20 protein-coding genes and 4 pseudogenes are annotated in these 25,449 nt (G+C 42.0%); 7 read left to right on the forward strand and 17 right to left on the reverse strand.

All coding sequences use genetic code 11. From position 1 onward, the window contains the following. Positions 1-167: 167 nt before the first annotated feature. The 10 genes and pseudogenes from RMZ43_RS31670 to trmB form a co-directional block, all read right to left on the reverse strand. Complete coding sequence (locus tag RMZ43_RS31670) at positions 168-377, reverse strand: hypothetical protein (protein ID WP_322651131.1); 210 nt, start codon at positions 375-377, stop codon at positions 168-170. Positions 378-419: 42 nt separating this feature from the next. Continuing rightward, entirely contained in the window at positions 420-857 is a 438-nt protein-coding gene (locus RMZ43_RS31675) for a nitrogen fixation protein (protein WP_322651130.1), read from the reverse strand. Between the two features lie 127 nt (positions 858-984). Next, positions 985-1,260 carry a hypothetical protein gene (locus tag RMZ43_RS31680; protein ID WP_322651129.1) on the reverse strand — a complete coding sequence of 92 codons (276 nt, stop codon included), beginning with the start codon at positions 1,258-1,260 and terminating at the stop codon, positions 985-987. Between the two features lie 433 nt (positions 1,261-1,693). Then, a pseudogene (locus tag RMZ43_RS31685) lies at positions 1,694-1,894 on the reverse strand (tRNA (guanosine(46)-N7)-methyltransferase TrmB); the annotation flags it as partial. 278 nt (positions 1,895-2,172) lie between these two features. Next, the gene (locus RMZ43_RS31690) at positions 2,173-2,352 is read right to left on the reverse strand and encodes a hypothetical protein (RefSeq protein WP_322651128.1); all 180 of its coding nucleotides are present in this window, start codon (positions 2,350-2,352) and stop codon (positions 2,173-2,175) included. A 21-nt stretch (positions 2,353-2,373) separates the two neighbouring features. Then, entirely contained in the window at positions 2,374-3,636 is a 1,263-nt protein-coding gene (locus RMZ43_RS31695) for a nif11-class peptide radical SAM maturase 3 (RefSeq protein WP_322655637.1), read from the reverse strand. Positions 3,637-3,712: 76 nt separating this feature from the next. Next, complete coding sequence (locus RMZ43_RS31700) at positions 3,713-4,090, reverse strand: Nif11-like leader peptide family natural product precursor (protein WP_322655638.1); 378 nt, start codon at positions 4,088-4,090, stop codon at positions 3,713-3,715. Positions 4,091-4,131: 41 nt separating this feature from the next. Then, positions 4,132-4,569: a nitrogen fixation protein gene (locus RMZ43_RS31705; protein ID WP_322655639.1), complete on the reverse strand. Its 438-nt coding sequence runs from the start codon at positions 4,567-4,569 to the stop codon at positions 4,132-4,134. 29 nt (positions 4,570-4,598) lie between these two features. Continuing rightward, the gene (locus tag RMZ43_RS31710; RefSeq protein ID WP_322651124.1) at positions 4,599-4,805 is read right to left on the reverse strand and encodes a hypothetical protein; all 207 of its coding nucleotides are present in this window, start codon (positions 4,803-4,805) and stop codon (positions 4,599-4,601) included. A gap of 479 nt (positions 4,806-5,284) precedes the next feature. Then, positions 5,285-5,956, reverse strand: coding sequence for a tRNA (guanosine(46)-N7)-methyltransferase TrmB (gene trmB / locus RMZ43_RS31715; RefSeq protein WP_322655640.1), 672 nt, complete (start codon positions 5,954-5,956; stop codon positions 5,285-5,287). 491 nt (positions 5,957-6,447) lie between these two features. Between trmB and gyrA the strand changes: the two genes are divergently transcribed. Both gyrA and lnt read left to right on the forward strand, forming a co-directional pair. Beyond that, positions 6,448-9,054: a DNA topoisomerase (ATP-hydrolyzing) subunit A gene (gyrA, locus tag RMZ43_RS31720; RefSeq protein WP_322655641.1), complete on the forward strand. Its 2,607-nt coding sequence runs from the start codon at positions 6,448-6,450 to the stop codon at positions 9,052-9,054. After that, complete coding sequence (lnt, locus tag RMZ43_RS31725) at positions 9,035-10,729, forward strand: apolipoprotein N-acyltransferase (protein WP_322655642.1); 1,695 nt, start codon at positions 9,035-9,037, stop codon at positions 10,727-10,729. Before gyrA ends, lnt begins: the two co-directional genes overlap by 20 nt. A gap of 341 nt (positions 10,730-11,070) precedes the next feature. Here lnt and egtC read toward each other — a convergent pair. Beyond that, a pseudogene (gene egtC, locus RMZ43_RS31730) lies at positions 11,071-11,775 on the reverse strand (ergothioneine biosynthesis protein EgtC); the annotation flags it as partial. A gap of 1,140 nt (positions 11,776-12,915) precedes the next feature. On the opposite strand from egtC, the gene RMZ43_RS31735 reads away from it, so the two are divergent. From RMZ43_RS31735 to RMZ43_RS31745, 3 genes are all read left to right on the forward strand, one after another. Further along, complete coding sequence (locus tag RMZ43_RS31735; protein ID WP_322655643.1) at positions 12,916-14,178, forward strand: efflux RND transporter periplasmic adaptor subunit; 1,263 nt, start codon at positions 12,916-12,918, stop codon at positions 14,176-14,178. 14 nt (positions 14,179-14,192) lie between these two features. Next, positions 14,193-17,462 (forward strand): efflux RND transporter permease subunit, encoded by a 3,270-nt coding sequence (locus RMZ43_RS31740; protein WP_322655644.1) that lies wholly within the window; start codon positions 14,193-14,195, stop codon positions 17,460-17,462. A 253-nt stretch (positions 17,463-17,715) separates the two neighbouring features. Then, positions 17,716-17,994 carry a hypothetical protein gene (locus tag RMZ43_RS31745; RefSeq protein ID WP_322651111.1) on the forward strand — a complete coding sequence of 93 codons (279 nt, stop codon included), beginning with the start codon at positions 17,716-17,718 and terminating at the stop codon, positions 17,992-17,994. 242 nt (positions 17,995-18,236) lie between these two features. Here the strand turns inward: RMZ43_RS31745 and RMZ43_RS31750 are convergent, their stop codons facing one another. Both RMZ43_RS31750 and RMZ43_RS31755 read right to left on the reverse strand, forming a co-directional pair. Continuing rightward, positions 18,237-18,719 carry a cupin domain-containing protein gene (locus RMZ43_RS31750; protein ID WP_322651110.1) on the reverse strand — a complete coding sequence of 161 codons (483 nt, stop codon included), beginning with the start codon at positions 18,717-18,719 and terminating at the stop codon, positions 18,237-18,239. A gap of 398 nt (positions 18,720-19,117) precedes the next feature. After that, entirely contained in the window at positions 19,118-19,546 is a 429-nt protein-coding gene (locus RMZ43_RS31755; RefSeq protein WP_322651109.1) for an MAPEG family protein, read from the reverse strand. A 180-nt stretch (positions 19,547-19,726) separates the two neighbouring features. Between RMZ43_RS31755 and RMZ43_RS31760 the strand changes: the two genes are divergently transcribed. Then, positions 19,727-20,467: a LuxR C-terminal-related transcriptional regulator gene (locus RMZ43_RS31760; RefSeq protein ID WP_322651108.1), complete on the forward strand. Its 741-nt coding sequence runs from the start codon at positions 19,727-19,729 to the stop codon at positions 20,465-20,467. 224 nt (positions 20,468-20,691) lie between these two features. Here the strand turns inward: RMZ43_RS31760 and RMZ43_RS31765 are convergent, their stop codons facing one another. Further along, a complete protein-coding gene (locus RMZ43_RS31765; protein WP_322655645.1) occupies positions 20,692-21,642 on the reverse strand; it encodes a hypothetical protein in 951 nt (316 codons plus the stop codon). A 248-nt stretch (positions 21,643-21,890) separates the two neighbouring features. Next, positions 21,891-23,233 (reverse strand): annotated as a pseudogene (locus RMZ43_RS31770) (cytochrome P450). Positions 23,234-23,286: 53 nt separating this feature from the next. Here RMZ43_RS31770 and RMZ43_RS31775 point away from each other — a divergent pair. Beyond that, positions 23,287-24,570 (forward strand): DUF4336 domain-containing protein, encoded by a 1,284-nt coding sequence (locus tag RMZ43_RS31775; protein ID WP_322651106.1) that lies wholly within the window; start codon positions 23,287-23,289, stop codon positions 24,568-24,570. Here RMZ43_RS31775 and RMZ43_RS31780 read toward each other — a convergent pair. Together RMZ43_RS31780 and RMZ43_RS31785 are read right to left on the reverse strand one after the other, a co-directional pair. Then, positions 24,524-24,880, reverse strand: a complete 357-nt coding sequence (locus RMZ43_RS31780) for a transposase (protein WP_322651182.1) — start codon at positions 24,878-24,880, stop codon at positions 24,524-24,526. The genes RMZ43_RS31775 and RMZ43_RS31780 overlap by 47 nt on opposite strands. Before the next feature lie 177 nt (positions 24,881-25,057). After that, positions 25,058-25,262: pseudogene (locus tag RMZ43_RS31785) on the reverse strand (IS982 family transposase); the annotation flags it as partial. Positions 25,263-25,449 lie beyond the last annotated feature (187 nt).

Consider the following 25,449-nt stretch of genomic DNA (forward strand, 5'->3'; position numbering starts at 1 on the left):
CTGTATCAAACAATTTTGATGTAAAGAAAACTGTGGTAGTAACTCAACTACCACAGGCTATTTTTGCAAGGATTTTTAAAACTACCGCCGCACGGCGTCAATAAACTAATCATTCCAAATTAATTAAATGTCTGCGGTATATAAATTAAAAATTACGCACAGCAGTACTAACCTAGTAGATAGCCGCCGAGGAGAATTATCGCATCTCTTAGTGCTCCACCCGTAATATTTCTTTCTTCTTCAGACAACTCTGACAGCCGCTCTTGTGCTTCTAAACCTTGTTTTCGTCTTGCTGATGCATTCACAACAGCTTCTTCAATCAAGTTCGTAATTTTAATTTGACTTGTGAGATGTTTATGATGAATGTTCATTGACATGATATTCTCCTTAAATTACTTAAATAAACTTTGTAGCTTTGCTTAACTAACAGTTGGTGTCGCCACTTTAAGTAGTAATTCAGAGGGATTGTAGTTATCTGTAATAACTTGTGGACAACGCATACAAGCTGCCTTGCCTTCTTGCTGCCACCATCGGCAATCTCGACGTATGGAACAAGGTGGTAGATCCTCTACTACCGTCGGCAAATTTTCTACAACTCGCATTGCCAAACGACAATCTTTGCCGTCAAAATGTTGACAACCCTTAGTTGCACAGGGTGCAGCCGTCCGAAAAATTTCAGTGGGTGTCACTGGACTAGCCTTAGCTATCAGTTCATCTGTAACAGCTTGGGGGTGCTTAAGATAAGCTACGCGGGGTTCTGTGACTGTGCCACTAACGACGCCAAAAATAACACTGTCCTGCCATTCTGGTCTTGCACTAGGGCAAAGTGTAGTCTTTTCAGTAGCGATGTCTTCCATAAATTCAACCTATAGTGAATTGTATTTTTAAGCTGATGGAGATTGACAGCTAATTTTGGATCGGACTCCTCTCCATCAACCTAAATAAGCAAATTAAATGTCTAAGAGTTTAATAGTTACTACCAACTTACAAGGCTTGTACACTCAAGTTCGGATTTTGTGCAATTATTCCACAAGTAATCGGTTCTCTCACCAAAATACCTCCTGCAATGCTCGGCTGTTTTATAACAGAAAGACTTGCTAAACCACCTGCAACGTTTGCCATTTCTTCATCAGACAGAGTTAGTAAAGTATCTTCTAAATCCTCAGCTAGATTCCGTCTTGCTACAGCATTGTTAACAGCATTATCAATTAGGTTGCTAATGTCCAATTTAGTATCTGAATTCTTTTTATTCCTTTCCATTTTGCTTTTCCTCAGAATATATAACTAGATATAGGCTTAATCACTAAGTAGTGTAATTACCTAATCTTTCTATATTTTAGGGATGAGGAAAATGATTTAACTATGTTTTACAATTTTTTACCAGATATAAATAAAACTTTTATGTCACCAACTAATAAATCAATACTTTTAGTTAAAACTATCTATTTATCAAGGTTATATATCTATAAATTACTATAAAAGCAAATTTTTACACTAATTATTAGATGATGTTTCACTAAAATTTTAACCTTTAATAAAACATTTATGTCCCAAAAAATTTTCCAAATTATAGGCAATGCCCAACGATAAGATAACAGCTAAGGCTTCAGTCTATACTACCAAATAGTCTTAAGGCTAATAAAGAAAACTTGCAATTCGGAATTGTGGTGCAGAGTTAGTATTAATAACATCTCTAGTCAGTACTCTTCAGCCTTTCAAATAAAGCGCGATAAACAGGCTCACCCTTTTTTTGCGTACCTATTTCTCGTTCTGTGGGGACTGGTAGTGGATTTTCTGCTAGCCATTCTTCTGTACCAACTTTCTGATAAGCTGGGTGAGCAGCAAAGCGATCGCACATTTCCACAGCGACAAATTCCATCTCTGATTGCAGATAATGCCACATTTCATCGAGGTGGGCGTATTCAAGAATTAATTGAATCGGCAGACTGTCATCTTTGGGGAATGAATCAACCCTGCCCTGAGGTGGGGTTCTGTATTTACTCAACTGAGAATCGCTATAAGTTATATCATGTCCGGGTAATTAGTTATGATTACCATATCTGTGCAAAAAGCCGGAAACTCTTTTTCCCCCAGCTAAGTGTCCCCCGCCCCCCTGCGACCTTAATGATAAGGCTTTAGCCAGACATGATATTATTTGTGGATATAATCTAACTAGTTTTCATTTCTAAAAATACCTGCTTCTTTTTCGATGCGGTCTAGAGCTTTCTTTGCTCGAAAAAGCACTCTTAAATAAGCTAGTTGACTATTCCAAGGTGAACGAGGTAAGAGGGTTGCTTGAGAGTCAGGAACAGTCGTATTTTCTGAAGGGATATCAGAAGAGATATTATTCATAGAAATGGTATTTTGCAGTTTTTAATTACTAGAATTAACTAAAGATAATGCTAGATTTGGTTCTTCTTCCCAGCCTTCTGGCCATTGAATACGATCGCTAGTAAAGTGAAGCGGATCGTTTTCAGGCCAAGGAGCATTAATCGGTTCTTCAATCAGAGCAAACTCACCGTTATCAAAGGGATTCCCATCTGCACGACGTTGGAGATATACACGCTCTCGAATACCGCCTTTTTCCTGAGTTAGGGCACGATGATGACAATAAGGATTGTTCCCTCTCTTATCAAAGAAAACGTGAGCAGTCCAACTGCAACCACCTCGACAGAGTTCAGCAAATTCACAAGTCTTGCAAAAACCCCATAAGTGTGATGTTCCCTTGGGAGTATCAGCTCCGAGATTAAACCGTAATTCTTCGGTTTCTTCAATAATTGTCCGCAGTGAATAGTCGCGGATGTTACCGCCAGTGTATGCTGTGGTCGGTAGTGAAGGACAACCTTTGATAGCACCATCGGCTTCGATGCCTATAGTAGACAGCCCAGCACTACATCCCTGCCAAAAAGACCAAGCATCTCCTCCTCGCAGCATCCGTTCATAGGGCCCGTAATAGCCAATATTATTTCCTGGCTGTACTTGCACCCCTTCTCGCTTTGCTCGTTCGGCAACACGAGCAATCATCGGATATACATCTAGTAATTCATAAGGTTGCAGCAGAATCTCGCTATTATCTGCTGCATTCCCCATCGGTACAGTCAATTGAATTTGCCAAGCGAAGATTCCGGCGTCGCGGAGATGCTCGTAAATACGAGGAAATTCTGGTGCAGAGAGACGATTGATTTGAGTGTTGCAACCGAAGCGAATACCTGCTTCCTTGAGATTGCTCATAGTCTTAAACGCCCATTGCCAAGAACCTTGTCTACCACGGAGGCGATCGTGAGTTGCTTCTAAGCCATCAACTGAGACAGATACCACTCTAATTCCAGCTTCTTTCATCCGGCGTGCTGTGTCGAGAGTAATACCATAACCTCCAGTGGTCATACCGCAAAGCATCCCAGAAGAAGTAATTGCTTGGGCAATCTCCAGCCAATCAGGACGCAGAAATGCTTCACCACCAATTATGGTTACTTCAGTTATTCCCACTTCCGCCATTTGCTTGACTAAATCAAGAGCTTCTGCTGTAGAAAGTTCGTTTGCCCTTGTATGACCAGCACGAGAACCGCAGTGCTGGCAAGCTAGATTACACTTTAATGTAATTTCCCAAACTGCATAACTAATTCGACGATAAGTCATTAAAATACCCTCAATTAATTTCTTGAAATAAAGGACGAATATATCCCTATCCGTCCTTATAAACCTAAACTGTTATCTAAGCAATATTTGACTGAATAACTCCATAAAGAGGCTGCACAATAGGTGGCTTGTGCGGACAATCATCAATAGGTTCCGAAATAATAACTCCATATAGTGGCCGTGCTACTATATTATGCTTCGCAGTAATTGATGCAGCCCCACCAAAAACAGCTTCTAGTTCTTCTTCATTTAAATCCTTGAGTTCATCGTCGCCAGCAGTTGACTCCAACAATTGAGCCGTATATTCTTCAAACTCATTCTGGGTGAAATCGTAGCCAGCAGCTTTTACTCTTTGGCTACATTCTTCCTTACTCTTAACGCCTTGAATTTGAGCGCGAAAAGCTTCATCATTTGCTAGCTTTGCATAAAAAGCTTGAACATTTTCTATGGACATGATTTCTTCCTAAAATTATTTAATTACAGACCTAGCTTTGGTTAACCAAAAATCGGTGTTGCCACCTTAACTGCTAGCTCAGATGCATTGTAGTTATCTGTAATAACTTGGGGGCAACGCATACAAGCTGCTTTGCCTTCTTGCTGCCACCACCGACAATCTCGGCGTATGGAACAAGGTGGTAATTCTTCTGCTACTGGTGGTAACTTTTCTACAATTCGCATTGCCAGACGGCAATCTTGTCCATCAAAATGCTGACAACCTTTAGTAGCACAAGATGCTGCTGTCCGAAAAATTTCGGCAGGTGTAATTGGACTAGCTTTTGCTATTAGTTCATCCGTAATAGGTTGGGGCTTTTTTAGATAAGTTACACGGGGTTCTGTCACTGTCCCACCGACTACGCCAAAGACAACACTATCCACAGATTCAGGTCTAGCACTAGGACAAAGTGTAATTTTATTAGCAGCAAATTCTTCCATCGATTGAGCCTCCAAGAAGGAAAATTTTTTTAGAAGGCTTCGGGTTCCTGATAGATGATTCCTGTAGTCGTAATAGGAAACGCTATACCACCTGCTACATTTGTGGCTTCTGTATCAGATAAAGCTAACAAGGCATCTTCTGAATCTAGACTTTGGTTCCGTCGTTCCACTGCTTTTTCTACGGCATTATCAATTAGATCGTTAATTTCAAGCTTACTGTTAGACTTTTTTTCCATGTTAATTCTCCTTTTAATCTTGACATTATTAGGCTTAAATACTGAACCAAACTGCCTAATAATCTCCTCATTTTAATTAGAAACGAAAGCTAACAACTCTATTGTTAAGACTCTCGATCAGATATAAATAAAACTTTTATGTCACTAAATAAAAATGTTTTAAATAGCCTATTTTTCGTGAGAAGTATATTACTTAATAAAGTAATGTATAGCAATCCGGTTTTATTTCTGAACTTCTTTGCTTGCTGCGTGAAGTGCAGTGCAAGCGCGATAGGCAGCAAGTAGGGAATCAGCCTTTTCGAGTTGAGGGCGAGTGTTTTCACGCAATCAAATAGGAGTCCTACACTTTTACACACCAATGCAAATTGAATATTTCGGTTAATTATGGGCATTAACTATAATAGTTATGTCCCAAAATTCTTGCCATTATATGATTTATAAAATAAGAATATTTCAAGTAACATTTAGCCTTTATAGCGCTAGATGTTCATACCGCCACTACCCTGGTTCACAACTTCTCGCCTGACAAACAAAGCTCGATAAACAGGTTCACCTTTCTTTTGCGTACCTATTTCCCGTTCTGTGGGGGCTGGGAGCGGGTTTTGGGCTAACCATTCTTCTGTACCAACTTTCTGATAAGCTGGATGAGCAGCAAAGCGATCGCGCATTTCCACCGCAACAAATTCCATATCTGATTGCAAAAATACAACTCCTCCAACTGCAAGATAATTGGCTAATTCTTCTACTAGTTCTGGTTGCACTACACGCCGTTTAGCATGACGGGTTTTAAACCAAGGATCGGGGAATTGAATTGTAACTCGTTGTAAACTTCCTGGAGGCAGAGAAGATAACAGCGATCGCAATGAGTTATTCACATTGCAAAATAAGTAGTGTAGGTTTGTGAAACCTAACTCAGAACGTAACTTATTCGCTTCCACCACTAGCGGTTCCCGAATTTCTAAGCCGAGAAAATTCCAGTTGGGTTCTATTTTGGCCATATTTACCAAAAATAGTCCTTTAGCGCAGCCAATATCTAAATGTAGCGGTTGATTTGGCTTTGCATAAATTTTTTCCCAATCGAGAGGACTTGCTGGTGTTTGATACTTTTTACCAAGTGGATTTACATGCTGCCGGACTCGGACTGCTGCCAAAATTTTCTCTCCTTTACGTCAAAATGCCCTGTTAATTCTGATACCAATCTCTGCAAGTGTTCTTTTAATTACATCTTGGAAGGCTTTATCTAGTTCTGCTGTTTGTTTAAGTAGAAATGATCAACTATGGTTTTTAATTTTTCAGACCTTATTTAATGACAAGTCTAATAAATAACGGTTATAAAAGTAAGAGCTTATAAAGCCAATTTAGATTGTTGCCTTAAATTTACCCCGTCATCTTTTAAATTAAGTAATTTTGTACTAAGCAACCTTTTAGTTCACTGCTCTTGTTAATTAGGTAGAGCTTATAAAATGTAAAATATTATACTCTATTTTTACTAGATATTTGGGTTAGCTTTCCAGGCAAAAAATAGGCAATATATGCTAGAATTGTATCAAATTATGGCAATTATTCAAGAGCAATTTAGAATAATTTTGCGCTTTGTTGAGTAAACAAGCTAAAATCTACGATTTTTGGAGATTTTTAGGTTATGACAACCTCACAGGAGAGGATTATCCCGATAGATTTGCGAACCGAAATGTCGCAATCTTATCTGGAATACGCCATGAGCGTGATAGTGGGTCGGGCGTTGCCAGATGCCAGGGATGGTCTAAAACCTGTGCATCGTCGCATTCTATATGCAATGCACGAGCTAGGTCTGCTGCACGATCGCCCCTTTAAGAAATGCGCCCGTGTGGTGGGGGAAGTGTTGGGTAAATATCACCCCCACGGTGACACAGCAGTATATGATGCTTTGGTGCGGATGGCGCAGGATTTTTCCATGCGATCGCCCCTAGTTAACGGACATGGTAACTTCGGTTCGGTAGACAACGATCCGCCAGCCGCCATGCGGTACACAGAATGCCGTTTACAAGCTTTAACTAGTGCTGGTTTACTCCACGACATCGAGTATGAAACCGTAGATTTCGCCGACAACTTCGACGGTTCCCAGCAAGAACCGACAGTGCTACCGGCGCGGATTCCCCAGTTGTTGCTCAACGGTTCCTCTGGGATTGCCGTGGGTATGGCAACCAACATTCCGCCGCATAATTTGGGCGAATTGATTGATGCTTTAGTGGCTGTAATCCACAATCCAGAAATCACCGATATCGAATTAATGCAGTATGTCCACGGTCCAGACTTTCCGACTGGGGCGCAAATTTTGGGAACATCTGCTATTCGAGAAGCTTACACCACCGGGCGTGGTTCTATCACCATGCGTGGTGTCGCTAACATTGAAACCGTTGAACAACGGGGACGGCCAGATAGAGAAGCAATTATCATCACCGAATTGCCCTATCAAACCAATAAAGCGGGGCTGATTGAAAAAATCGCCGAAATGGTGAACGAGAAGCGTTTAGAAGGCATCGCAGATATCCGGGATGAAAGCGATCGCGACGGGATGCGAGTTGTCATCGAACTCAAGCGTGATGCTTATCCCCGCGTCGTTCTAAACAACCTTTACAAGCAAACACCACTGCAAGCCAACTTCGGTGCGAACATGCTGGCGTTGGTGAATAGCGAACCCCAAGTACTCACCCTCAAGCAGTTTCTAACCGTCTTCTTGGATTTCCGCATCGAATCCATTGCCAGACGCACCCGCTACGAACTGCGGAAAGCCGAGGAACGCGACCATCTCCTGCAAGGATTATTAATTGCCCTGTCCCACTTAGATCCAATTATTGTCTTAATTCGCCATGCTCCTGATGCACCCACAGCCAAAGGCGAATTAATCACAACTTACGGACTTTCGGAAGTGCAAGCAGATGCAATTTTGCAAATGCAATTGCGGCGCTTGACTGCTTTAGAAGCAGACAAAATTCGTTTGGAACACGAGGAATTACAAGCGAAAATCGCCGATTTGCAAGATATTTTGGCACGTCGGGAAAGAGTGCTAGAAATCATAGAAACCGAAGTCGGGCAATTAAAAACTAGCTTTGCCACACCCCGCCGCACGGTAATTTTACCAGGGGAAGGCGAATTAGACGATCGCGACCTCATTGCCAATGAAAAAGCAATAATTCTGGTGACAGAGCAAGGCTACATCAAACGGATGCCAGTTAACACTTTTGAAGCGCAAAGCCGTGCTACTAGAGGCAAAGCCGCAGCCAAGGTGAAAGATGATGATACCATTGAGCATTTTTTGACTTGCTGCGATCACGACAGTATTTTATTCTTTAGTGAGCGTGGTGTTGTTTATTGCCTGAGAGCTTATCAAATTCCAGCGAGTTCGCGTACCAGTCGCGGGACACCAATTGTCCAGATGCTACCAATTCCCAAAGAGGAAAAAATCACCTCGATTGTACCTGTTGACGAATTTAGCAGTGATGAATATCTGGTCATGCTCACCAAGGGCGGTAATATCAAAAAAACCGAATTGGCCGCGTTTAGTCACATTCGCGCCAATGGTTTAATTGCTATTTCCTTAGAAGAAGGCGATCAACTGCGCTGGGTGCGACGCGCTAGAGTAGAGGACAGTGTAATCATTGGTTCTCGTAACGGGATGGCGATTAACTTCCGGTGTAACCACGAACAACTGCGTCCTTTAAGTAGGGCGACTCGTGGGGTGAAAGCCATGAAACTCAAAAATAAAGATGAACTGGTGGGTATGGATATCCTCCCCGCAGCAATTCTTGAAACTTTGGATATTGTTACAGAAGCCGAAACAGAAGATATCGAAACAATCGAAACAGAAGATATCGAAATTACCGAAACTAATGAAGAGTTAGCAGAAGTGCCTAGCAGTGGCATTGTTGGCCCTTGGGTGTTGGTAATTACAATGGGAGGATATGGTAAGCGTGTACCAGTTGCCCAATTCCGCCTGCAAAATCGTGCTGGTCAGGGTTTAATGGCAACCAAGTTCAAAAACCGCAAAACTAAAGACAAATTGGCAACCCTACGCATTGTCAACAATGATGATGATGAAATCATGATGGTGACAAATCGCGGTATTATCATCCGTCAAGCGGTTAATGCGATTTCTATCCAATCGCGATCGGCAACTGGAGTCAGAGTTCAGCGTTTAGACGAAGATGACGCCATTATCGGAGTAGCAGTAGTTCCACCTGATGCTGCCGATGCACAAGAAGCAGAGTAAAAAGCAGGGGGAGCAGGGGAGGCAGGGGGAGAAACTTGTCTCTTTACTCCCTTCCTTAATTGCCTTATGTAGCGGCATTTTAATGGGGCTGACTGTCGCCCCTGTCGGCGCATGGTTTCTGGCTTGGATTGCTCTAGCCCCCTTGTGGGTAATAATTCTCACTTCAGCCAAACGCAAAAACCAATCCCCCCCTGCTCCCTCATCTCCCTCTGCTCCCCCTGCTTTCCTGTGGGGTATCGGTTATCACGGTGTCGCCCTATTTTGGATTACTGGAATTCATCCCATGACTTGGTTGGGCGTTCCGTGGTTGCCAAGTTTGTTAATTACGCTCTTTTGTTGGGGATTTATCAGTGTCTTGGGAGGGGTATTCGTTAGTATTTGGGCGGCTGTGATGGTTCGCCTGAACGGACAAAAACCGTGGCTACGTATACTGATTGGTACAGCCGTCTGGTGCGGATTAGAAAGTCTATGGAGTGCGGGGCCTTTATGGTGGAGTTCTCTTGCTTACACTCAGAGTCCGCGCAATCTCTTAATTTTACATTTGGGGCAACTCTCTGGGCCTAATACGGTGACAGCAGCGATAGTTGCTGTGAATGGCTTGATTGCTGAAGGATGGACGAACCGCCAAGACGCCAAGGACGCCAAGATTTTTTCTGCGTCGCGCCAGTTGCTTCAAGTCGGGGAACCGCAAGGGCGCACTGGCTTCTCTGCGCCTCTGCGGTTCGTTAATAAATATTGGGTTAGTGCCACAGGATTATTAGTTACTTTACACCTCATCGGTTTTATCTTATATAGTCGTCCCATCGCCCAATTACCAGAAGCAGCCTTGAAAGTAGGGATTGTTCAAGGTAATATTCCAAACCGACTTTTACGAAGTTCTGAAGGGTTTCGTCGCGCCCAAGAAAATTACACCAGTGGGTATATAACTTTAGCAAATCAAGGTGTGGATGCAGTTCTTACCCCAGAAGGAGCCTTACCTATTTTCCAGCGTAACCTTATGCAAACTGCCTTAGTCGCAGCTGTGAAGGAGAAAGGTGTAGTTGCTTGGATTGGAGCTTTTGGCGAACGGGGAGACAGTTATACAATTAGCTTGTTTACTTTCAACAGTAAGGGTGAAATTGTCAGCCGCTACGATAAGTCCAAACTAGTACCTTTAGGAGAATATATTCCCTTTGAAGGAATTTTAGGTGGGATAATTCAACGCTTGTCGCCTTTGGAGGCACACCAAGTTCCGGGTTCGACAAATCAAATATTTGATACTCCTTTTGGTCGGGCGATCGCTAGTATATGTTATGAATCTGCTTTTCCTGAACAATTTCGTCATCAAGCTGCTGCGGGTGGGCAATTTATTATCAGTTCTTCTAACGATGCCCATTACACTGCATCGATGCCATTCCAGCACCATGCACAGGATATCATGCGGGCAATTGAAACTGATAGATGGTCAGCACGGGCAACTAATACTGGATATTCAGGCTTTATAGATCCTCATGGCAGAACCTTGTGGCTATCTGGATATAATACTTACGAAACTCATGCTGAAACAATTTATCGGCGACAAACGCAGACTTTATATGTGCGTTGGAATGATTGGTTGACACCGTTGTTATTAATATCATCTGGAGGAGCTTGGCTGTTAATTCAACTTGGCTATACAAAGAAAATAAGTGATTAGTAATTAACTACAACTTATATCATGTCCGCCAAATTACTCATAAGAAAAGAACCCCACCCCGCCAGAGCTGTGCTTTGTCTCCCCTCCCGAAAAGCGGGGAGGGGTTGGGGGTAGGGTTCTTCGGGTTTAATAAGTAATCAAGCGGACATAATATTTAGTATGAATGGCTCCCGTAATAACCAAATCATTTTAGATGCAGGCGATGCCTGCGGCGGGCTGCGCCTACGCTACTGATAAATCCAAAAGATATCAATTTTATTTTTAAGCTCTTACCAATAATGGTAAGAGCTATTTTATAACAGTAACCCGTTACAATGCTTATCTAATTTCAATTAAGCAAATCAATCCAACAGGCTAATTGTTGGCTGTAATGACTGCGCTTGAAAAAATAACATACTTTGCTCACCAAAAGCAGTCCAATTTTGGTTAGATAAACGCTCAGAAGCAACAATAATTTGGTCTGGCTCCTTGAGTGCATCACAAGACCAATAAAGAGTAGGAGCTTGTGTGCCGTAAGCGTAGCGAATTGCTGCAATTGCTTGACCATCGGTGACGATTATATTGGTACTAAAGCTGGTGTCGTATTTTGATGCCAACTCAGTCAATTTTTGAACCGTGGCACGCAAAGCTAAGAACAGAGTGCTGTCTGGAGACGACTGCCACATTTCCACTAGCAAAGCGAAGATGTGTTCAGAGTCAGTCATGCCTTTAATCAGGCGGTACGTGGAATCAGAGAGGCTGTCACGGATTGGTCTGTAGAGAGTCTGTTGAAAGTTTGAGATTTCGCCATTATGCACAAACAACAGTTTCCCACTGCGAAATGGCTGACAGTTGCTAATGTCGAGCGATTCACCTATACCAGCTAATCGCGCATAGCCGACAGTACAAGTAGATTGTACATAGTTGCTCAACTCTTCCAGATTTGGATCGTTCCACATCGGGATTGTATTACGGTAAATAAAGGGTTTACCCACTTCGTCATACCAGCCTAAACCTACCCCGTCTGCACAAACTACTCCTGATTTTAATTCCAAAGGACTGTAACTTTGTTTGTAGAGCTAATGCTCCTGTTTATACAGCAACTCATCTAATAGAATGGAATTACCAAGGTAGCCAATTAATCTACACATAAAAAAACGACGTTGCTGAAAGAGTAACGAACGAAATTCAGTCACAAGCCTCGATAGAAATCGAACCTTTTAACTGTGCAATGACTGCGAACATTTACTAAATTTAACAATTATTTTTTATCTTGTGTACGCTTTAACTATGACTAAAGTCATGGTTTTGTTTGCCAATTTAGAAGGCTTTTTTATAAAAAAATAGATTAAATGAATTTAGATATAACTAAAGGAAGTCAAAAATATTCCTATTTTATGCCTATCATTTATAACAGGATAATTTATCGATACCCCATTAACTCAATGTGAGTTTGATGAACCTCTCCCTGACTTGAACTAAAGTTTAAATTTGTCTCTCTCACCCTTCGGCTACGGTATACACACAAGTCTCTCAATCTGCACCTTTGTTGCATCGACTTGCACCTTTATTGCATCGACTTGCACCTTTATTGCATCGACTTGCACCTTTATTGCATCGACTTGCACCTTTATTGCATCGACTTGCACCTTTATTGCATCGACTTGCACCTTTATTGCATCGACCTGCAAAAACTAACTTACTCTACGTTACGCAGTAACTCTAAAAAACTTGTGTGTACATAGTGGCACCTGTCGGAGAGGGAAGGTTTGCATTACTTACAGGCATTGCCAACAAAAGCTAGCGTAGAATCAATGGGAGTATTACGTAGCCAAGTAACCGCTATATCGAGCGATGTCTAGCGACAAGCCGATGCCGCCTCTACACAACCAAGCGGTTCTTGTACCTCACTTAACCGAGAACTGCTATATCTACCCTACAAACTTAATTATCTCTATCTCTGGTAATTCTTTTAATTCGTTGGACTTATCTAATATTAATCCAGAGATTTTTTAAAGATGAGTTTGTTTGAGGTAAAGCCGTGATTCAGACGAAAGATACATCTAATAATTAACCAAATATCTAGATACCTAGATACTTAGAAAATCTACTGCGGCAATGCTGGAGTTCTTAGGCTTTCTCAATCCTTTAGCTTGTAATGGAAAAGTTATGCAGTGTATAAATTTAGCCGATCAGCATTTTGTTTCATGTTAAAACGTTCTTATTTACTTAAATACTTAAACATATTACTCGCAAGTCCAGTATTAGTTATCACGCTAATGCTCACAGCATTGATGGGTGGTTGTCAAAAAAACGATCCAGCAGCAAACGCTCAAAGCCCACCACCATTGCCGGTGAAACTTCAGAAAATTGGCACAGGCACAATCGAAGAAAGTTCCCAGTTTGTCGGGTCGTTAGAGGCGCAGCAAAAAGTTATACTACAGCCCCAAATTCAAGGACGAATCGAATCGATTCTCGTGTCGAGTGGTCAGCGAGTGCAGCAAGGTACGCTGATCGCATCTTTGAGTTTAGATCAGGCTCAGGCCAATGTCGCTAGTTCGATCGCAGCTGCTAGTTCCGCCCAAGCGGCCTTGGGAACTGCTCAAGCAGAGCAACAACAAGCTATAGCTCAACGTACCAAAGCAGTCGCCAATGTTCAGCTGCAACGGACACAATTCAATCGTAGCCAACAGTTAGTTAGCCAAGGAGCCATAGCTAGACAAGAGTTAGACGTTGCTAGAAATAATTTACAAAGTGCGATCGCAGACCTGCAAGCAGCCGAAAAACAAGTTGCAGCATCGGGAGCAGCCGTCCGGCAAGCACAGGCAAATATCCGCCAAGCTCAAGCAAGCACGGCTGCGGCACAAGTCAATCTTGGTTTCAAGCAAGTGGTAGCGCCCATTACTGGCGTAGTCGGTGAATTTCCGGTCAAGGTTGGAGATTATGTCAACATCGGACAAACAATTACCACACTCACACAAAACGATTCACTGGATCTCAATCTTTCTATACCTTCAAATCGATTGCGCCAATTGCGAACTGGCTTACCTGTTCAGTTAATCGATCCCACTACTCAGCAATTGCTTGGTACAGGTGCAATTAGCTACATTTCTCCAAATGTAAGTTCTAACCAACAGTCAGTGTTGAGCAAAGCCCGTTTTCAGAATTCCCAAGGGCGATTGCGCGATGGACAATACGTTCAAGCTCGCGTGATTTGGAATCAACAACCAGGCATCTTAATTCCCACCGTTGCAATATCTCGCATTGGTGGGCAAAGTTTTGTATTTGTCACCGAAAACAAAACCGTAAATGGACAACAGCAGCAAGTTGTGCATCAGCGTTTAGTGCGCCTGGGAGATATTCAAGGGACTAATTATCAAGTTACCGATGGGCTTAAATCCGGCGAAACGATTGTAACTTCTGGCATTCTCAAACTTAGAGAAGGCGCACCAGTCCAACCAGTATCATAAATCTAGGATAATTTATGATTTTTTCGATCGCGAATACCTTCATTAAACGCCCGGTATTAACTACCGTTTGCACTCTACTCATTCTGATTGTCGGTGGCGTGTGTATTCCATTGCTGCCACTTAATTACTTACCAGATATTGCACCGATTCGCGTTCAAGTTTCAGCTTCCTATACTGGGGCGGATGTGGAAACTGTCGAAACTGCGGTAACAACTACGCTGGAGCGACAAATTAACGGTGTTGAGGGAATGCAGTACATGACCTCGAACAGTTCAGCTGGTAGTAGCCAAATTTCGGTATATTTCGGGTCACAGACGGATAAAAATATTGACCAGGTTAATGTCCAGAATCGTCTTGCCCGTGCTACACCTCGCCTACCGACAACGGTGCAACAATTTGGTGTGACAGCACAAACATCTTCTACAAGTATTTTGTTAGTCTATGCTCTTTACCCCCAAAATAATGAGTATGACGCGCTGTTTATTAGTAACTATATTGACTTGAATTTGCGAGATCAACTGCTGCGAACGCCGGGAGTTGGGGATTTAACAATTTTTGGTGAAAAGCAATATGCAATGCGGTTGTGGCTCGATCCGAATGCGCTGGCAAGTCGAGGCTTAACTGTGACAGATGTCGCTACGGCATTGCGATCGCAAAACATTCTTGCCGGAGCCGGAACGTTAGGTCAATCACCTATCCCTCCAGGACAAAGTTATGAAATTCCGTTGCGAGTCAATGGTCAATTCAAAAATGCGTCAGAGTTTGAAAATCTAGTTATTCAAGCGGGAAGTAATGGTGATTTAATTAAACTCCAAGATGTAGGTCGTGCAGAACTTGGCTCGGAGACTTACAGCAGCAATGCTAGAAATAATGGTAAGCCATCGATCGGGATTGCAATTTATCAGTCACCAGGTAGTAACGCCCTGGATGTCTCAAAAAATGTTCAGGCTCAGATGAATGAGTTGATGAAAGACTTTCCACCGGGCTTACAGGCTAAGATTGTCTACGATACCGTTGGATTTGTGCAAGCATCACTCGAAGAAGTGCTGAAAACACTAGTTGAAGCGATCGCTCTTGTGGTACTAGTGATTTTTCTGTTTCTACAAAACTGGCGAGCTACAATTATTCCCCTAGTTGCTATTCCCGTTTCACTGATTGGGGCGTTAGCATTCGCTTACGTGTTTAAATTCTCGTTGAATAATTTAACGTTATTTGGCTTAATTTTGGCAACAGGATTAGTTGTAGATGATGCCATTATCGTTGTTGAAGCGATCGCCCGCAAAGTTGAACAAGGAGTGCGACCGCTTCAAGCATCGGTCGAGGCAATGGATGAACTTACCGCGGCAGTAGTTTCAACGTCGCTGGTATTGATGGCAGTGTTTATCCCAGTGGCATTTTTCCCCGGTTCTACAGGAAAAATGTATCAGCAGTTCGCGTTGATTATTGCTTTTTCAATCGCCATATCAACGTTTAATGCTCTTTCTTTTAGTCCGAGTATATCGGCAATTTTGCTCCGCCCGCCTCAGCCTGCACGCGGCCCGCTTGGTTGGTTTTTTAGCCGTTTCAATCAAATTTTACAATGGATCATTGACAAGTATTTAGCGAGCGTGAATTTTCTGATTCGCCTTCGTTATGCGGTAATTGCATTATTTGTGGTTGGTTTAGCTGCCACATATTTTATGTTTACCCATGTTCCCACCGGGTTTGTTCCCAGTGAAGACCAGGGAATTGTCTTAGGTATTATTCAAGGGCCAGATGGAGTTGCCCTCAACTATACCGATCAAGTAATTACAAAACTCGAACAAATTCTCGAAAAAGAACCAGAGATTAATAATGTTTTCGCCACTTCGGGATTTGGTTTTGCAGGTAGTGGTTCAAATCGCGGTGTCTTCTTTGCAAAACTCAAGCCGTGGGAGGAGCGCAGTCAACCCGATCAAACGGCCTCTGCTATCTTAGCCCGAATCAATAAAGAATTTGCAACAATTCCAGAAGCTATTATCACCGCAGTCAGTCCCCCGCCGATTCAAGGCTTTAGTACTTTAGGGGGGTTTGAGTTACAGCTAGAAGACCGTACCAATGGGAGATTGACAATAGATGATTTTTATGAAAATGCTCAAGCGGTAATCACCCAAGCCAATCAAAAACCGGCGCTCAAAGGCGGCGTTTTTACCCAGTTTACTGCTAGTACACCACAGTTTCAAATTGATTTTGATCGCACTGGTTTAGAAGCACTTAACATCGATTTTCAACAAGCTGTTACTACACTTGGGGCGGCAATTGGCTCCCAGTATGTTAACGATTTTACCTTGGGACAGCGTAGCTACCGCGTGTATGTTCAGGCAGATGCTAATTATAGGCGATCGCCAGATGATATTCGGCGGCTTTATGTGCGATCGGCAAATAACCAAATGGTGCCATTGAGTGAGGTTGCAAAAATCACACCAACTACAGGCCCATCTGTAATTTCCCATTACAACGGCTTCCGTGCGATCGATATACAAGGTAGAGAAGCGTCAGGCTACAGTAGTGGACAGGCGATTCAGGTAATGCAACAAGCGGTGACTGAAACAGCAACACCGGGAGTTGGCAGTGATTGGATTGGAACCGCTCGCGAAGAATTAAGTGCAGGTAACTTGGGGATTTTGATTTTTGGCTTCGGGATCATTATGGTGTTTCTGACGCTGGCTGCTCAGTATGAAAGTTATATTGATCCAGCGATTATTTTGTTAACTGTACCGTTAGCCTTGTTAGGTGCATTAAGTGCCTTAGCTTTGCGTGGTTTGGTGAATGATGTCTACGCCAACGTGGCGTTAGTGATGCTGATTGGATTAGCGTCGAAAAACGCGATTTTGATCGTCGAGTTTGCCAATCAAGCCCTTGAAGAAGGTGTGACAATTCGACAAGCAGCCATAACCGCAGCGCAAGAAAGGTTTCGACCGATTGTCATGACTTCAAGCGCCTCCTTGCTAGGATTTTTCCCCCTGGTAATCGCCACTGGAGCCGGTTCTGCCTCGCGCTGGTCGTTAGGAACAGCTTTATTTGGCGGGCTACTCGTAGCAACAATTCTAAGTTTGCTGATTGTTCCAGTCCTGTACGTAATCATCAAGACTTTAGAAGAACGCTTCTTGAAGAATAAACCTGCTAATCGTTCCCAACCGCCATCCCCAGATGGAAACAACGATGGAAACCAAGATGGACAATCAAGAGCGATAGCTCATCAACATTCATCTGTAATTGTCAGGCAGAATGCCGATGATAACAGACGTAATGATTCGAGTCATTGAAAAAGGAAATAGGTAGTTAGAAGTTAGGAGTACAGACGCGATTAATCGCGTCTGTACAGAAGTTAGAGAAGTCCAAAAATTAAATTACTCAATTCCTCCATCCAACACAACGATCAGATATCTTCTTCCCCTGCTTCCCGGCTCTGCATTCTATTACAAGTGGTAAAGATTAAGTTGCAACTTTAGGAGACGCTGAGACAATAATAGTATCCCCTAATAATTTAGCAACTTTATAAGCATTGGAGTAAAGCAAATGAATACTAGATTGGTCGCTTTCTCTGGCTTTGTGACAGCAATTGTGGGTGCAGGGATTGGTTTTATTGCTGCTAATTTACTTCCTTGCCCTTACACCAGTCAAATGTACCAAAATTTAGAGCAAAAATACGCGATCGTTGGTGCAGTTGCCGGTTTGCTGATTGGTTCTAGTCAAGAAATGATTCGAGAACTTAAGCAAGAGCAAGATGCAGAAGAAAACTTGCTACGAGATTTGAACAAAATTATTCACTCAAGCACAGATAAGAAAAATTACTGATCTGTTAGTGCAAGACATTATTTTTTCAAAATACTTCCCCATACAATAATATTCTAAGTTGTTACGCAAATAAACATTGCACATTTACTTGTGAGGCTGTCATTTGTCTTTTGTCCTTGGTAAACCCAAATGACTAATGAATAATGACAATCTACACGGAAAATAGCGCAATATATAGGCGCGTTAGCTTAGTTACTTCTGGGAATTTTCTCACCTTGATAGGAGGAAATGTATTCTCCCTGTTATACCTTCTTACCTGCTACTGGTTCAGCTATATTTTCCATATCGACTAGATTCCACTTTAATCCTTTGCTCCTATATACACGCTTCTGCAAATTTGGATAGTCACCGATATCATGGTCTAGCCTTTGACCAACTACTATACATTTGAATATAGAATTGCCCGTGTTTTGCAGCTTGTGCGGCTTACCACCAGCGCGATATCCAATAAAATCTCCTGCTTTAACTAGATAAACGCTTTCTCCAATTGTTGCTTCAGCTTCTCCCTCAAGAACGTATACGCACTCTTCTTCGTGATAGTGCATATGAAGCTCCGTTGATTCGCGTCCAGGCTCAACTTCAATGATGTGGAAACCTATATTTTTTAAACCTGTCAAATCTCCTAAAGACTTATTCAGTCTACGAGCATTGGAGTTGAGAAAATGTGTTTTTTCTAGTCCTTCATAAGACTCAATCTCTTCTTTGGTGACTAAATACTTTTCCATTTCTTGATTCCAAGGTGTTAAGAAAATTTAATGATGAACAAGCGAGGGGCCTAAAGATGAATTTAAATGGAAATTAAAACAGGTTCAAAGGTTTTATCTCAGCAGAAGCGATGCCTACGGCGGTAAACTACGCTTCTGTTTGTGGATGGGATTCTATCATCACTTGGTTATTAAATGCAACTTCATAAAGAATTGGGATAAAAAGTTCCTAGCCCGCTTGTCGTTATAGTTTGTGGCAATTGCTCGATATTGCTTAAGTTTGGTAAAGAAATTTTCACTTCTGTTGTGGTACTTTGTACAAGTATTTGTCATACATCTTTGCGCCTCTGCGTAAGGCAAATTATCCTGCAACTATGCAACATCAAAAAACCTTGTAGGAAACCTTAAAGGATACGTATTTACGTGCCAAAGTGGATAAAGGCTGCGCGGATCGCAATAAACCACACCGCAAGCGTAGCCAATAGGTAGAGATAGAACCGAAGCATGATCAAATTGAATGTGCAATGGACAGCACTATGTAATACGCGAAATACAACAAAGACCCATGCGGCGTTAACATAAACTGCATCTACCTGCTTCGTGATGAACAGATATAGTACAAGCGCATAGAAAAGTACCGGGATCTCGAATAGGTTCTTGAAGTTATCTGATGGATTGGATACATTTGGTGGTGATATCTGGGCTAGTGTGCTGGCTACAGCAAGATCCTCCGAGCGGATTTTTCTACTTTTAATGAAACTGATACGGCGGATGTACATATACACCCAAACTATGAATGTTAAAAACACCGTTGCAAAGAAAGGACTGAAAATTGCCTCTTGTGCCATTTGTACCTCTTAAATTTGCTCATTCTGCCGACAGGTGGACGATAGACTGCTCCATCAGTAGAATGAGCAATTTCTTTTCTTGATTCTCATATCAAAGTATTGTTGAAATTAAAGATAATATAGGCTTAGTATTCCAATGCTTCTAGACCTCGAACGGGTACACTTGAGTTAACTTCACTTATGACAAGTCCCTTGAAGCTTCTTTTTGAAGCCATCAATCAAGCTCGTAGTGAGCATGATCTGCGATCGCAAGTCGTGCCGAAAATTGGTGAGTATTTTGCCGCCAAACGATGGAGAATTTTTTTCTTCGAGCAACTACCCTTAGCCGATAGCAATCAACATAAAATTCTGAAAATCGCACTATCCACTGAACACAATCCTGTAGCGCGTTATCTGGTAGAGCATCATGCGCCTGTCCACGAAGCATTAGTGACATCACCAAAGGCTTGGAAAATCATCTGTCCCCGCCCCGATCATTGGCATGTGATGGCGGGGCCGATCATTAATCGCAATAAATTAGTTGGCGTAGTAGGTTGCACCCGTGAAAAGTCAATGCCTGCCTTTGATACACAAAATTTAAGCGATTTGAGCGCCATTTGCCTGCACTTATCTGTTTGGGCTACAACAGTTGGTTCACAAGCAATTTACGAAGGAAAGTCGCAGCACCAACATTTTAAAACTGATCGCTTAACGCCTCGTGAATTGCAGATTGCAGAATTGGTTGCTTTGGGGCAAACTAACGCAGAAATTGGTCATCAACTTTGGATTACCGAAAATTCTGTCAAACAAGCCTTAAAGCGGATGTTTCGTAAGCTTGAGGTTTCATCTCGTGCAGAGATGGTTGCACAACTTTTAGCTCCAAGGCATCATTCACCGATGGCAAATCCAGAATCATTAGTTCTAGAAACGTCAAAAGTATAAGCCTTTATTAGGTTTATCGTATTTAAAACCAATTTCTTGCATAAAGGTACAGCTCATAGCTACTCTGCACCTTTCATCGACTGATATCTGGCTTCCATTTCCTATTGCTGCATGGCAATTTTCAAATTACCTTTAATTTTATTCTTCATCAACACTCTAAGAAAAATAATCTTCCCAGAGCAGAGGTTTGGGCGTTTCATTATTAAATTTTCCGATACTAGCTTTTAAGAACGAATTAACATTGGGTCATAAATTTGAATTTCTTGAACGCCGCAATTACCTAAAATAGACCTAATATAATCAAGCTCATTGTCTGTGCCACTAACGATGAGGATGTAATTGCCTTGCTCAATTTGCTCGTTGTAAAAGCGTGCCCACTCATCTCCTATTCCTAGCCTCATAGCGTCAAAGCGCTCACTTAAATTAACACCTGTTGATCCTTGAAATTGAGAAAAGTCTTTGCTAATTAAGGAAATCTGGTTTACTGGGAAACCTGCAACACACATATCATTAATTGCAGCTTCAACATTATCTATGTTGTTAAAGTCACTAACAGCATATTTGGTTAAAATCCCACTTTTATTAGAAATGGCAGTAGCAGAAGTCGTGGTGGTCAGATAATTTGTAGTTCCATGTTCACTGTTGAAATGCTCATAAATGCCAAACTCTTCAATACCCCAACGCAGGAGAATTGCTTCTACTTTAGCAATTTCAAAAGATGTACAATCTACGATTATTAAATAGTGTCCAACCTCTACTCTCTGGTTATATGCTTTAGCTTGCTCTTCCGACATTCCCCAACCAACTAATGCACCAGCAAAAGTCCCAGTAGCTGCACCTATGCTTGCCCCTACAAGGGTTGTAACCAAAGCGGTTGCAGCTGCCCCAGCCAGCATTATTGGCCCAACTCCAGGGATTGCTAAAGTACCTAGACCTACTAATAAACCAGTCAACCCACCAACAGCGCCTCCTGAAAGCCCTCCTACCGTTGCGCCTTCGTCGGATTTGTCACCTATTTCATCATCACCAATCTCATGATTGCGATCTCTATTCTGTACAACTACAGATACTTTTTCCATCGCCAAGCCAGAATCTCTCAACTCATGTAGTGCTTGTTCTGCATCTCGACGATGAGTAAATACACCTACAGCACGCTGATATTGATTTAAAACCATTATTACTCCTTGGTAGCCCAGGAAAATTAATTACCTATAAATTTAGTATTTCACTATTTGTAATATTAAATACGAGTTTGTTGAACTGAAAATCATCCATCCTTAGTGATAAAATTCATGATTTTCAGTAACCGAAAAGAATTTTGTAGTTATTTAATCCGAATTAGCGCTCTTTTTCACCAAGCAGTAAGGCTTGTAAAGTGCTATTTTTAGCATCCTCTACTGAATTTTCGGAATCGGCACAGGTACTAATTGTCGTCAAATCTCATCTTAACTCCATGCTTAGGAGCCAGCGTAATACCTCTGCGCTGTAGCTTTTCTGGTTGCTTCTCAACCAACGCTAGTTTATAGCGTGACACAACAGTTGCTAAAACGAGCTTCATTTCAAATGGAGCCAAAGCATCACCCACACAGCGACGAACACCAGCACCAAATGGCATAAATTCATAGGGAGAAAATTGGCGATTCAAAAAGCGTTCAGGGTGAAATTCCTGGTGTTGTGGGTATAAATCTTCTCGTTGGTGTAAAAGATAAATGCAGCCAATTATTACTGTCCCAGGCTCTAAATGATGTCCCAGTAGTTCAGTTGATTCTTGGACTACTCTAGGGAAAGTAAGCATAGCTACAGGAGAAATCGTAAAATTTCATTACAGACGGCAGTCAGATAAGGTAATTGGACAATGCTCATAGGGTTAGGAGAATCACCTAAAAGATTTAGTTCTTGGAGCATTTTTTCACGTACTTCTGGTAAACGATGAATCCAATACAAGCCCCAAGCCATTGCTGATGCTGTAGTTTCATTTCCAGCTAGTAGCAATGTCATCATTTCATCGCGCAACTGTTGATCGCTCATCGATTCACCTTGGTCATCCTTGGCTGACATAAGTAATGAAAGGATATCGATGCGGTTAGAATCGTTTTGCAGCCGACGCTCTGCAATTTCTGCATAGAGTAAATTATCAATTTGCTGCCTCAGACGCAGAAAATTTCCCCAAGGACTCCAAGCACCTAAATCTTTTTGTAGAAATGAGAAAAAGAGGAAGGAAGAGGTCAAGGGAGATTGAAACACATCTGTTATTAATATCAGTAATCGCTTGAGTTTTTGATAGCGTTCACCCTTAGACAAACCGAAAACTGCTTGTAATATAACTTCTAAAGAAATCTGCTGCATAGCAGTTCTAGCTAAGAACAACCGATCTTGTGGTAGCTGATTAAAGATATTTTCTGCTAGGCTACAAATCAAGTTACCGTATGCCTTCATGCGATCGCCGTGGAAAGGGGGTATCAACAATTGCCGCCGTCGTTTGTGACCTTCTGCCTCTAGCATGACAACTGAATAGTTCCCTATGAGAGGTTCTAAAAATTTGTTAGGCTCACCAAGAGCAGTAAACTTTTTTCTGTCATTCGTTAAAATTTCTTGCAGTGCCTTAGGATGCTGTACAAATACTGCTGTATTCCCAAAACCTATGATCTCAGCAGTGAATAAGTCACAATATTTATGGGCGCAGCTTTCCATATATCCTATCGGGTCAACAACCCAATGAAGTTTTTGGAAAAAAGAGGGAGTTTGGAGAGTATTGGGTAGTTGCATATTACTTCAAAAGTCACGCATTATTAATTAGAAATTAAGTGAATAGAACGACTATGAAATCACAAGGAGCTAAATTAAGGGTAGAACTACAAGATCAAGAAATATACCCTTTAACCCACCTAAAAGATTGGTCATGGCCATTCTGGGCTGCTGTACCACTTTACCCCTACGGGAGGCGGCGGACACTTCGCAAAGAAATAATTGAGGATACTATCTGGACATTCGATCAGCTTCACGGCATTCTCTACACCATCGTGCCGATTCGCATGACTGTCGTCAAACTCGCTGCCGGAGGGCTTCTAGTCTACGCACCCGTTGCTCCAACAAGTGAGTGTGTCCGCTTGGTTAATGAATTGGTTACAAAGCATGGTGAAGTTAAGTACATCATATTGCCAACCAGTTCTGGTCTGGAGCATAAAGTTTTCGTTGGCCCTTTTTCTCGGCGTTTTCCTCAAGCACAAGTCTTTGTTGCCCCGCATCAGTGGAGTTTCCCGTTTAACCTGCCGCTTAGTTGGCTAGGCTTTCCCCAAAAACGAACTCAAGAACTCCCAGAGGACTCAAGCCTTGCTCCTTTTGCTCTAGAGTTTGACTATGCAATATTGGACATCAATTTAGGACGAGGATCTTTTGCAGAAGTTGCAGTGTTTCATAAGCGATCGCACACTCTACTTGTAACTGATTCTATACTTTCTGTACCAGAAAACCCGCCGGAAATCGTTCAATTAGATCCTTATCCTTTACTGTTTCATGCAAGGGAAAATGCCTCAGAGATCATCGAGGACAATGAAGACAACCGCCGTAAGGGATGGCAACGCATTTCATTGTTTGCGCTTTACTTGCGTCCTAGTGTGCTGGAAGTTACTTCAATCGGGCAGATGTTTCGTGATGCTCTCAAAGCACCACAGCGAACGCTAAAAACGTACTTTGGTTTATTTCCTTTTCGGTGGCAAGAAACTTGGAAGCAAGCATTCGATGCTTTACGAGGTCAGGGACGACCATTTGTTGCACCGATCTTACAAATCCTTATTTTTCCCCAAGCACCAAGACAAGTCCTCAACTGGGCTGATACAGTTGCAAGTTGGGATTTTCAGCAGATTATTCCCTGTCACTTTGACTCACTAATTTTGGCAAATCCGCGTCAATTTCGGCAAGCATTTGCTTTTCTTGAGAAAAATCCCTCTATAGGTAATGACTTTTCTTCTAGCGAAAGCCAGCCTCTATTGGAGGAAGACTTAAAATTCATTAAGGAATTTGAAGCGGGTCTAGTTAAACGGGGTATCGCAACGCCAGCTAAAGAAAAGGTGTTGAAGCTGCATAGAATAAAGCTTCCAGGATAAAGTTGTAAGAAGAGACAGAAATTACCTGCTCAAAAGTAAGTTGGTCAAATATTTCTTGGATGCGCTCGCGTAAAGCTTGTAAAGAAGAAAAAAGTTGATTTTTGAGTGGTTTTTTGAGCAGCTGCCAAAGCCTTTCAATTGGGTTGAGTTCAGGGGCTGATGGTGGTTGAAACAGAGGAATAATATTCTCCGGCCAACGGAGCTTTGAACTTGTATGAGCCGATGCTTGATCAACCTGTAAAATAGCGTAATCGCTACCTAATTGCACAGATAGCCAATCCAAAAACTGTTGAAAACACTCGCCATCCAGTTTCGGGTACTCATAATGTTGTGATCTCCAGTCAACGGTTCAATGGCACCATAAATCCAAAAGTTTTCCCGTGGCCATTTCACCTGAACAGTAGGTTTAACGCCTGAAGCGGTAATTACCTTTCCTGTGAGAGTTTTGAGTCCCAGCCTTGTTTCATCCTGACACAGATAGCGAACGCACTTGCCGCAAATAAAAATACTTGAAATTCCGATAGTGATTCTGATGGAAAGCAGCCAGAATCGTGATTATCTCGCTCAAACATAGACTTCTTTTCCGGTTACGTCTGATTCCTCCGTTGCTCAACAGCTTTTTGCGCCATTGCACTTCAAATATCTGACAGAAATTGTCTACATGGCAAGAATAAAGCTTCTAAACTAAACATATAAACTAAATATAGAGCAGATTGCTGGATTTGTCCTTATTTTCAGCTTACTACCTGCTCCTTTTCTTATCCCGAACTCAGGTTTGTTTAATGACTCATTACGTTTCCGGAAAACAAAAGCCATCTCAAAGTTATTTGAGATGGCTTTAGTTTAAGAATAGAACCTGGCATCGAGCTATTTTTGCGT

Source organism: Nostoc sp. CmiVER01 (assembly GCF_034531135.2).
In the GTDB taxonomy this organism is placed as follows: domain Bacteria; phylum Cyanobacteriota; class Cyanobacteriia; order Cyanobacteriales; family Nostocaceae; genus Nostoc.